At 35.2% G+C, this 10,610-nt stretch carries 9 protein-coding genes and 1 CRISPR repeat array; of the genes, 1 reads left to right on the forward strand and 8 read right to left on the reverse strand.

From position 1 onward, the window contains the following. The coding region (locus ACFO6W_RS02475; RefSeq protein WP_379993733.1) for a tyrosine-type recombinase/integrase at nt 1-183 on the forward strand (183 nt) is incomplete at its 5' end. A 700-nt stretch (nt 184-883) separates the two neighbouring features. Beyond that, a CRISPR array of direct repeats spans nt 884-1,315; the repeat unit is 30 nt; unit sequence TTTCAATACTACCAAAAGTTCAATTAAAAG. A gap of 219 nt (nt 1,316-1,534) precedes the next feature. Here ACFO6W_RS02475 and cas2 read toward each other — a convergent pair. The 8 genes from cas2 to cas6 are packed head-to-tail and all read right to left on the reverse strand — an operon-like array spanning nt 1,535 to nt 9,913. After that, complete coding sequence (gene cas2, locus ACFO6W_RS02480) at nt 1,535-1,798, reverse strand: CRISPR-associated endonuclease Cas2 (RefSeq protein ID WP_379993734.1); 264 nt, start codon at nt 1,796-1,798, stop codon at nt 1,535-1,537. A gap of 7 nt (nt 1,799-1,805) precedes the next feature. Then, a complete protein-coding gene (gene cas1b / locus ACFO6W_RS02485; protein ID WP_379993735.1) occupies nt 1,806-2,813 on the reverse strand; it encodes a type I-B CRISPR-associated endonuclease Cas1b in 1,008 nt (335 codons plus the stop codon). Continuing rightward, on the reverse strand, nt 2,810-3,340 hold the full coding sequence (gene cas4, locus ACFO6W_RS02490; protein WP_379993736.1) for a CRISPR-associated protein Cas4: 531 nt from the start codon (nt 3,338-3,340) through the stop codon (nt 2,810-2,812). The genes cas1b and cas4 overlap by 4 nt, the downstream gene beginning before the upstream one ends. A gap of 3 nt (nt 3,341-3,343) precedes the next feature. After that, on the reverse strand, nt 3,344-5,653 hold the full coding sequence (gene cas3 / locus ACFO6W_RS02495; protein WP_379993737.1) for a CRISPR-associated helicase Cas3': 2,310 nt from the start codon (nt 5,651-5,653) through the stop codon (nt 3,344-3,346). Then, entirely contained in the window at nt 5,653-6,321 is a 669-nt protein-coding gene (gene cas5b / locus ACFO6W_RS02500) for a type I-B CRISPR-associated protein Cas5b (protein ID WP_379993738.1), read from the reverse strand. Before cas5b ends, cas3 begins: the two co-directional genes overlap by 1 nt. Nucleotides 6,322-6,324: 3 nt before the next feature. Next, entirely contained in the window at nt 6,325-7,416 is a 1,092-nt protein-coding gene (gene cas7i / locus ACFO6W_RS02505) for a type I-B CRISPR-associated protein Cas7/Cst2/DevR (RefSeq protein WP_379993739.1), read from the reverse strand. Between the two features lie 17 nt (nt 7,417-7,433). Further along, the gene (locus ACFO6W_RS02510) at nt 7,434-9,104 is read right to left on the reverse strand and encodes a hypothetical protein (protein ID WP_379993741.1); all 1,671 of its coding nucleotides are present in this window, start codon (nt 9,102-9,104) and stop codon (nt 7,434-7,436) included. Then, entirely contained in the window at nt 9,101-9,913 is an 813-nt protein-coding gene (gene cas6, locus ACFO6W_RS02515; protein WP_379993742.1) for a CRISPR-associated endoribonuclease Cas6, read from the reverse strand. The genes ACFO6W_RS02510 and cas6 overlap by 4 nt, the downstream gene beginning before the upstream one ends. Nucleotides 9,914-10,610 lie beyond the last annotated feature (697 nt).

A 10,610-nucleotide genomic window follows, 5' to 3' on the forward strand; every position in this document is an offset into this window, starting at 1 on the left:
CGCGTGACCTTCCATGTCGCCAGGCACACAAACGCTACCCTTTTGCTGTCCCTGGGCGTACCTATCGAGACAGTGAGCAAGCTATTGGGACATGCCGATATGAAGACGACACAGATATATGCCAAAGTCATAGATAAGAACAAGCGGGAAGCAGTCAGTAAGCTGGACGGACTGACGGATTAGGGGGGAGAGCTTTCCCTTCGTTATTCAGATGTTCGTTCCCACCCTTCAATATCCGGAGTTGCTGCTTTCAGCCTCAACATGCTCTGTGAGAAAGTTCATGATAAGCAGCAATATTTCATCTTTGAATTGAGAGTGGATTTTTACTCCGGAGTCTTCTCAATGGTGGTTAATGTTTTTTCTTAGCTTAATACTGTACCTGTCTTAAGTAGAATACTTGTATTTCGGATAATTCAAAATATTTATTCTTCATTTTTTTTCGTTAAGTAACTGTTTGATACTGAACATCTGCCCAATTTTGGGTAGATATAAATATTCGTAACTTTCATTTAGTATATTGTACGCAGTATAATTTTTATGCTCTTAACGAGCATAGGGTTTCTTTTCCGTCAGACGTTATGTAGCTTGTATCCAGAAGCATAGATAGTACAGCCGAATTTCTTATTGAATCTAATACATGTTTGTGTTCTCTCCAGAATTTTTCAACTATCGGTAGGCATTGGGATTACTTTCCCAGTCAGAATAAATATGTTGTTAACTTTTTGATTTTCAGCAAAAGTGGAATTTCCCACCTTTATCATAAATATGGGGCATATTTCATTAGGGTTTAGCGATACAATTCGCTCAAACGCATTTCAATACAACGCTACCGAAATTCAATTAAAAGGGTGCGGAACTACTTCGACAATCATCGGCTTATACATCTCAATACTACCAAAAGATCAATTAAAAGTTGTCTGACTGCTTGATATAGTGCAATATGTATTCGCGTTTCAATACTACCAAAAGTTCAATTAAAAGAACCGAAAGATTTAAACACGCCATGTCCGACATTATATTTCAATACTACCAAAAGTTCAATTAAAAGTCCGTCACTGCACAAAGCTACAATAAAAATAATAAATTTCAATACTACCAAAAGTTCAATTAAAAGTAATGGTTAGGAATAAAAAAGCTTTGAAGTAACACATTTCAATACTACCAAAAGTTCAATTAAAAGTTTTATGATTCTCTCCTGTATAGATTCCATAATATTATTTCAATACTACCAAAAGTTCAATTAAAAGATTTAAAATATGTATAAAATAAAAGGTTGGTTTCCACCTTTCAATACTACCAAAAGTTCAATTAAAAGCCGTACTAAAACGGCATACAAATATACATTTTAAGTAGTTAAAACGAGGATTTTCATGCAGGATTTTTCTGTCAAATTAGTCGGTCGGCAATAACCGGAAAAATACGGGAGACCGACTAATAGGGTATCCTGTTAATTATCAGTTTATTTCCTAATTTATATGTTCACCAAGATGTCAAAGAACTCATTTTTCACACATACCGACAACAAAAAGTATATTCAGATAAAGTTATCCAAGGTATTTCTTTCCTGTCCTACAATCTCCTTTTCAAGCCATTTTTCATCCCGGCTTTTAAATACCAGTACGCTGTCTTCCTCCAGTGTCATAATTGCCCGGGCTTTGGACAGGAGTTCTTTCAATTTCACTTCCGTAATTTCCCCTTCGAATACTGAGTTCTGTATCCAATGAAGATATTTACGGCAAAGTTTCAACATTTTACCTACCCGTTTTTCTCCAACGTCATATACCAGAATCACATACATAGCCTGACTACCAGCGTGCTTTAAACGGTTTATACTCTTCCATTCCTAATATGTGCTTTGTTAACTTGTAACATTCCAGCTTTACCAAGTGCTTATAGCTCACATGGCGTTTTAGCACAGGATGCCTGAATGTTTCATTTATCCGCTCTTCCCAAGCTTTGACAAATGTCTTCCGGCCCGGTTCCTTTAGCAGGCAACTATTCACCTGATGATCAAAATCCCTGGCCTGGATCTCCTTCTTGTTCAGCAAACGAAAAATAAGGCGATCTACCAGTACAGGCTTGAAAATTTCAGCGATATCCAGTGCTAATGAATATCTCCGGTAGCCCGGCTCATGCAAAAAACTGATAGTAGGATTTAATTGCGTATGATAAATCTGACTTAAGCAGAGTGTGTAACAAAGCATATTTCCGAACGAGATCATTGCGTTAATTTCGTTTTGCGGCGGTCGTTTACTACGGTTCTCCATTTGAAAGCCTGTTGAAATAATACCATCAAAAGCTGTATAATATGCTTGCCGGATATTTCCCTCTATACCCATCAGTTCATCGATTGCTGAAGTATTGTCTATATGTTGGGCATATTGCTCTATAGTCTCTAAAACTGGAGTAAGGTCTTTATCCCGGTTAATATAATAACGTAAGTTCTTGGTCATATTAAAGGCTGCTCCGGATACAAACTTTTTTGCTATTTCGAGACGTTTTTTCCGGTCGATATAACGTTTAGTCTGTTCAATCTGCATTTTACCCGCCAACAGATATTCTTTTGGAGCGAATGAACCTGTGTAGTGCTCGTAATAATCAAAGAAATGTACTGCAATTCCGGCCTTTCCCAGAAAATTATATAATGCGCTATTGGCATCCAGACTCCCAAAGCAGAAAAAGTCGGAAACACCCTCTATAGGAATATATTTTGGAGAACCTTCCACACCATTCTCATCGACAGGTGTAAATTTCAGGGTATTGTCTTTGCGGCTCAGCCGGCCGGGATTGAAAAGGTAATAGGTCTTTTTCATTCTTCGTCGATATAACAAAGTTCATAATATGAGCAGCTTTTACAGATGGGTTTGTGAATAACCGGAGGGCAATTCCCGTCGTTTTTTAAGGATATGATTTCTGTTACCATATTTTCTAGTGCTTTAATATCAGATTCTGTTAATTCGATTTGGGTTGTCTGCCTCAGTTGCGGGTATTCGAGGATTGCACTCACGTCCCCTGCTCCGTTCAGAAGTAACAACCACATATAAAATTTCACTTGCCATTCATGTGCAGTTTCCGCCTTGTCACTACGTTTGGTTTCATGGATAACTTTTTCCCTGGCATCATAGAAATCGATCTTGCCAAACAAATCGACACCCTTAAATTTTGCAGCAATGTCAATTTCATTATACTTTTTTGCCCGGTCGGTATAACTGGTTTCGTGGAGCAGTTTTCCGTCATACACAATGTCGCTGGTATGTTCCATGTTAATACCGTTGGCATGTAGCCAGCATTCACGTTTGCATACATGGTAAAGATTGATTAGGGTGGCTGTAATATTCATCTTTCACAAAATTTCGGATGTTTTCCAAGGTTCTTCATCATCAACTAACAATCCTAATTCAGAGCTATATTTCTTGTTTGTCATAAAATATGGGATTTGCATTAATTTTTGTTTGTTTTGAAACGCATATATTTCTTTTCTGAGATTTTGGCTTTTTAACCACCTGACAAACCTGCCTTTATTAATTTGTACTTGCAAACTTTCGGAATTAATAAAATCTCCTTTGTCTAGATATTGCTCAAATTTCGATTTTTCTGACTGCGGTAATATCTTTATGCCATCAAATTGACGATAAAAATCTTCTTCAGTATATTTATTGTCAAACATAGGCGATAATAGTTGTAATGCTTCACTCAAATAATTATACTTTCGCTCAAATTCTTCTCTTTCTTTTTCTGTCCAATCGTCATACACATAATCAATCGCATTTTGCAACAACGATTCATCTATTACTCCTTTATGATCCTTTATAATTTTATCAAATGCCTGTATTGTTTTTTCGACTGTTTGAGAGAGATAAATATATTTGTCATTTTCATTACTTTTGCGAAAAACAACACATTCGCAAATTCCTTTTATACGCTTTCTATTCACACGACCAAAACGCTGAATCAGAGCATCAATCGGTGCAGGTTCGGTGTATATAATGTCATAATCAATATCCAAACTTACTTCAATGGCTTGTGTACCAACGAGCAAACAAACATTATCTTGCATCAATTCTTTTTCTTTGATTGCTCGGTCTTTGCCCGTAAAAGAGCCGTGCAATAAAACTGCATTTTCGTTTTCAACACAATCTTTTAATCGCAAAAATGCTTGTTGTGCAGATTTAACAGTATTACAGACCACCAAAACTTTTTTGCCATCTTTTAATGAAGCTTTTATTGCATCATGCGATTCACTTAAGAGTCCATCGTGCAAGACAACACAGTGACGGCGAAATTGGTCGTATAATCCCTGTGTCGCCTTAACCGGCACGTAAATGCCCAAACCTTCTTCCAATTCTTTGCGTAAGAATTTTGGCATTGTTGCTGTCATAATCATCACTTTGGCTTTCAAATGTCGTGTCGCAAATTCAAGTAATACTTTAATTTGAGCAAAAACATCAGGGCTATAAGCGTGTATTTCGTCAAATATCAAATAACAGCCACTCATTTCAAAAATGCCCTGCTCATATCCTTTTAAGCCAAACAAATGTTTAAGCAACTGAAACGGCGTAGTAATTTTAATTGGTGTGATAATACTTTTATATTTTTCCTGTAATTCGTGAATTTTGAGTTTTTTCACATCAACATCATATTGTAAATTTTCAAAATAATTGTTCAAATAGTCGTTCAGTTTTCCGTGCAACATTCCAACTTTCTCTGACTCTTTGCCAATTATCTTGTTCAATCTTTCATACATAGCATTGATAGAAGCGGTAAATGGAAGCACATAAAAAACTCTACCTTGATTTTCGGTATTTTCCATTTGTGATTTTAGCCACAGAAAAGCACTTTCCGTTTTGCCTGCACCTGTTGGCGCAGATAATATTACATTTTCTTTGGTTTTGGCGCAGATTTTCTGGTGTTCATAAAAGTCATACCCTTCTGCCTGTAAAGCCATTCGTTGCTTCTGCAAAAAATCAAAATCTTTATTTTCAATCAAATTTATATTTGTAATTTGGGCTGAGCCTAAATGGTCGCACCATTTCAATGCACCAAACAGCATCATTAAGGCAAAATAATCGGAATGAAACAGTCGATATGGCGTGTTATTATAACTATGTATCAACCCATAAACGGAAGTTGGAACTACCTGATTAACAGGGTAATTATAGCCATTAAGCAAATCTTTAACTTCCTGAATTTCTATATTTTGCAGAAAAGCATCTTCAAAACTTATTTTTTCGCTACCCGCTAATTGTCCAAAATAGTTACCATCGTCATATATGTTCAAATAATTGCGAAGTTGCTCTAAATCTTTGTGGTGTCCGACGACAGCCAAACAAAGTAATTTTAGCGTATTTTTATCTATTTGAGGCAAAGTATCAACAAATGGAACAGAAAAAAATTCGTGTCGTTGATTATTCCACTGATTAGTAACACCGCTTAACAGTTTCTGAAATTCATTATGTGCTTTTCCTAAATCGTGGCAAATCACACAAAATCGCAATAGTTCCCAAAAACGATTTCCCAATGCAGAAACTTCGGCTGCACAGGGATACGCTTTTTGCAGAAAACTCCAAATCAACATACAATCGTCAATATGTTCCCGAAGTGTTCTTGCAGGAATATTCCGTTTAATATCCCTTGATTTGGCTAACAATACCATTAATTATCCATATTTATTTTATGAAAATACACATCGACCTCCTTGCCGCTTGGAAGTTTATCACGATAAACCTCTATATTTCCACCAACATTTATCTTGTGGTTAATGATAGAAAAGGGTCTCGTTCCTAAATTTTTTCGCGGAAATTCATTGGAAAAATATTGCGGCAAGGCTTGTATTTGCCCTGGCAGATAATACTCAAACGGAATAATTTGTCCGGATATCTTCTGTGCGACATTCATTCTTGCCAAGCAATCTTTTTCGGACACCTTTACGATTGTTGCCAAATCATTCATACGGCCCAGTAAAACAGGATAATATGGATTAGCAAAATAACCGGCAATTTTTTTGTCAGGCGTATATATGCGCAAAAAATTATTAAATAGAAATTTACGGGTTATTACATTCGATTTGGCTTCATTTGTTGGTTTTCCATCTTTTCCGCTGATTTGATAAATAGTTTCCAAATCTTCCCCTTCCATTTCGTATTCAAAATAATATGCAACACATAGATTCTTATGTTCAATATAAAAACCGGCGGCCGCATTTATCAATCCAAGTATCGTACTGATAGGTGGTACTTCCAATGTTGGCTGCATACCGCTTATCAGGTTCGGATAACGAAAACTAGCTGTCCAACTTGTTATATCTATTTTGTACACTTCCATACCTTATGGTATTTGAGTTTTTACTTGCTCGCAATATTGATCTATCGCCTGATTAATCGTTAGAACTTTGACATTGGAAAACTCCGCTTCCAATTGCTTTAGCTCGCTATTGTATTCGTCCAAAAATCCGCTGCGTTTTCCAATAAAAATTATGCCTTTAAATTGATCTTTATAATCGTTTAAAACTTCTTTAAGACCTTCTATGTTGAGTATAGTTTGCGTGTTATTTATTGGATCTGATTTTACAATATGAGAAAAAGGGTGATTTCCTGTTGTAGTAGTTGCCAACACGATAAATTTAGGTGTTACATCACCCATATTGCTTGTTTGCATTGCACCACCCGAAATAAATTTTAAAGCACAAATTGTATCTACAACACGCTTTTCTCGTATTTGCTTTGATAATCGGATTAAATTTTCAGGTTGTTTGTTTTTATCCTTTACAAATGGGTCTTGTATTTTTTGTACTCCATCAGTTTTAGCCAACAACTCGCCTACTTGCTTGGTAATGTTTTTAAAACCCGATTTGTTGTAATTAGAAAAAGTTCCGACTTGTTCCAAGTCAATAGAAAACATTCCTTTCATTATGGCGGAATATTCTTCTTTTCCATACAAAACAGGAACATCATTTTGTCTTGAAGCACTTGCAAAATTTTTGGCGACTTTTGTAGAACCGGTAGAAATAAGTACAGAATTTTTAAGTGGAGAAATTCTTGTTACAGAAGCATCTTTCGTTTTAACCACTCCTTTGTTATTTTTCTTTTCAATTCCATCTTTATCCAATTCAGGCTCTTTATTTGCTCGCATATAGCCAAAAATGTCATCATCGGCAAAATCAACAGGATTTGCTTCTGTAAAAATGACATTCTGTTTTTCCTGCTTAATCAGTGGAGATAACTTCCAAGCGAAGTGTTTCTGCAAAGTATCTCGCCACCAATATCTCCACGCCTGACCTGAAACATAAACATAATCTTGTCCATGTTTAGTGACTTTTTTTGTCTGCACTCTGTTTCCAGTGCCTGCGACAGATATTGTGCCTGAATTATTTAAGGCGACACCATCTTCGTCAATAAGAATAAATCCTTGTGTAATCATATTTTTGTATTTTAAAATTAATTTTCTGTTACTACAATTTCGTCAATAGTTTCATCATCTTCTTCATTTTCTTCATAAATCGAAATGTTATTTTCGTGAAGTTTTTGATAAATACAAATCAATAACAAGTCTCTTACCTCTGACCAATTTCGTCCTTCAGGGAAAAGATATGTTACATAATCATTTAAGGAAATAAGCTTTTCATTTCCCTCTTTATAGTTCTTGTCAATTTGACGAATTAAAAAAGACCTGATTTCGCTACCATATTTGGCAGTTTTCAAACTTCGGATATTCTTTTTCAAATTTTCTCTATCTGAAATAATATAATCCGAAATTCGTTCAATTTGTTTTAATGTTTCACTATTCATATTCATTATATGTATTTGATATTTTTTTGTTATCTCAAAATTGAAAGAATGTTTTTCATTCCATTTTAAAATTTCAGGTAGAATTGACTTCTCTTTTAGCAAGTTATTGTAAATTAAGTTTACCCATTTTTTGACAAAACCATCTTTCTTATATACCAATGTTACCGTTTCTTTTATTGTTTTATTTTCAATGCCAAAACTTTCATTTTCTTTTTTCCATTCTTTATAAAATTTGCTCTGTTTCCAATAATCAAACTCGGTTTTACTAAAAATGTAACAATCACTTTGGGATTTAGTCTTTTTATCTACAACAACTCTTTCACCTGCAGTAGACAGATTAAAATTTAACCTGTCAAATTGCCGTAAATCCAACACTTTTTTCTTCGAAATAACAATAAATTCTGTTACTTTTTCTGAATATGTTTGATTTTCTTCATCATATACTGCTCCTGCATAATTTTCAAATTTTCGATAATTTGCTATTGTGAAATTCATCCAATCTTTTTTATACCAACGAATACATTCCGCATAAAACGAAAACACAACAGCCGGCAACGTGTATAAATCAATGGTTGGTTTTGCTTGGTAATTAGTAAAGTGAAATAAATTCAAGGTTATTCCTTTCGTATTACTACGCCTTGTTTCCTCATTAATAGTTGCAGATTTTACATTTTCGATACATTGATTCGCATAATCGAACAAAGCATTCGCAGGATTAGAAAAATCAGATTTTAAGATTGATTTTGAAATTCCCGCAGAAATATCTCTTAAATTCTGTTCCAGATTCTTTTGCACAAAATAATGGCTAACATATTGATTGTTACTAAATACAATGACTACTTTATCACCTAACTGTTCAACTCCCAGTGGAACAAACAACATTCTAATCAAGGCTTCTTTCGACAGCATAATCCCGCCTTCAAAGCCGTGGTGGAAATTAATCAAAGCTCCCGAACCAGACATAATATGATTATCTCTTCCGGCAGAAAATACTTTCCCTTTTTGTCCAGTTATCCGGCAAAAACCATCCATCGCATTTTCTTCTTCAATCAATCCCTTATAAAAAGCAAGTGTCTTTTCAATTCCTTTTTGTCCTTTATTTTTATTATGCGTTATTGTTGAATTGAGAAAAAACGAATGTAAATTATTATCCCATTTATTTACGTAAATATGGGTTACTTCTTCAATCAAATCCATAATAGATTTATCAGGACTTTTTTCTTGTAAATATTCTATCACAAACCCGCCTATATCTACAAAGGGATCTCCTGTAGGTTTTGTTAACCACTCATAATTAATTGAATTATAGATCTGTTTCATATATTGTTAATGCTATTTTTAAGCAATTTTACCTCCCCACTCCCGCATCCCATCGCATTATACAATCCCGCACCAGCGTTCAGCAGCAACTCTACAAACCGTTTTTCCGCAGTGACTTTTAATTCAAAATTTAGCCATCCTCTAACTTGCGACTCATTCGGAGTGCCTGCCTTAATAGTAATTAAACGTGGTTTAAAAGCTAGCTTTATGGGTAAAATCTCCAGAAGTAAAATTGCTGATTGCGCTGTATTTTCATCATAGCAGGTTGCAATTTTACTACGCCAGTTATAAATCAGGCTTTCGGTAAAGCGCTGATCATCCGGCGAGAGGTATTCATATTTTCCATTTTCCGCTGGTATTCCTGCCACAATCATTGAATTCGGTTTCAGTATGACACTGACGATTTCGTTTTCTTTGCGGGTTTGTAATGGATCCGGAAGGCGCTCAACCGATTTAACCATAAAACTTGCCCGTGACTTCTTGTCGGCTATATCTATTCTTTCAGACTGAAATAAGCCTTTAATAAAACTCTCCATGGCAAGTGGCAAGTGGAATGATATACTGAATGAAAGCTCATTACCTTGCAATTTCATGTACTTTTCTTCCCTGTTTATATTAAAAGGACAATCGATTTGACTGAATGTAAAAAACTTGAATCCCTTACCATAGCCTGTTTCGTGTAGAAAAGCGGCGTAACGGGCATCCCCTTTGGCAATGACACGGTACAATGCGGCAGACAGTGGATACTGGTAATTGATTGGGATACATGGTTTCGGTTCTATACTTTGCAGCATTATTTTAAAGTTCATATATACATTATTTCATATAATCCTTAGACTGTTAAGGCTAAGCAAAGGTAAATTATTTTCGCACAGATATAATTTTTCCCGGCTGTTTTTTTATTAAAGCTTAAGTGAAAATAATTCATTCATATTTGGAAGTAAAATGAGATTTGCAATCTTATTGATAGTTTACATGAATTTCTTTCTTTGGCTAGTTTCTTTCTCATTTTAAACAGTTTTAATTAGGATTTAAGGACTTATTATAATTGATTATGAAAAGCATCTCTTACAATTTACTTAAGCCTTGCTACCTGAAAACGAGTTGGCATATCTCGTTACGGAAATCAGAGATTATCCCCTAGTGGGCGACAGTAAAAAATAATGGCTATTTTGTGACTATTTGAATGTCTTTCCGACTAAACCTCCTCCAAGCGTTCTTAGACTGAAATAGCATTGTTGACTGATACATTTATAGTCTATAGGTAATCATGGATTTACAGGCGCATATTTTCTTTTTATGATTTCTCTACATGTTCGGTTACAAGCCTGTGTTGGCGTCGTTTACACTCCCCGATAAATGGGAAGAATATGATATATGTCATCGTGAGAACGTCTTCATGCGATTAATAAGACGCCATAAATCAACTGACACCAGACGGGCTTCTGTCTGCGGCAGCGACTAATAACTCAAATACGGAAGTATTATCATTCCAATAAAGCTTCC

Origin of the sequence: Dysgonomonas termitidis (genome assembly GCF_042654545.1) — a bacterium.
In the GTDB taxonomy this organism is placed as follows: Bacteria; Bacteroidota; Bacteroidia; order Bacteroidales; family Dysgonomonadaceae; genus Dysgonomonas; species Dysgonomonas termitidis.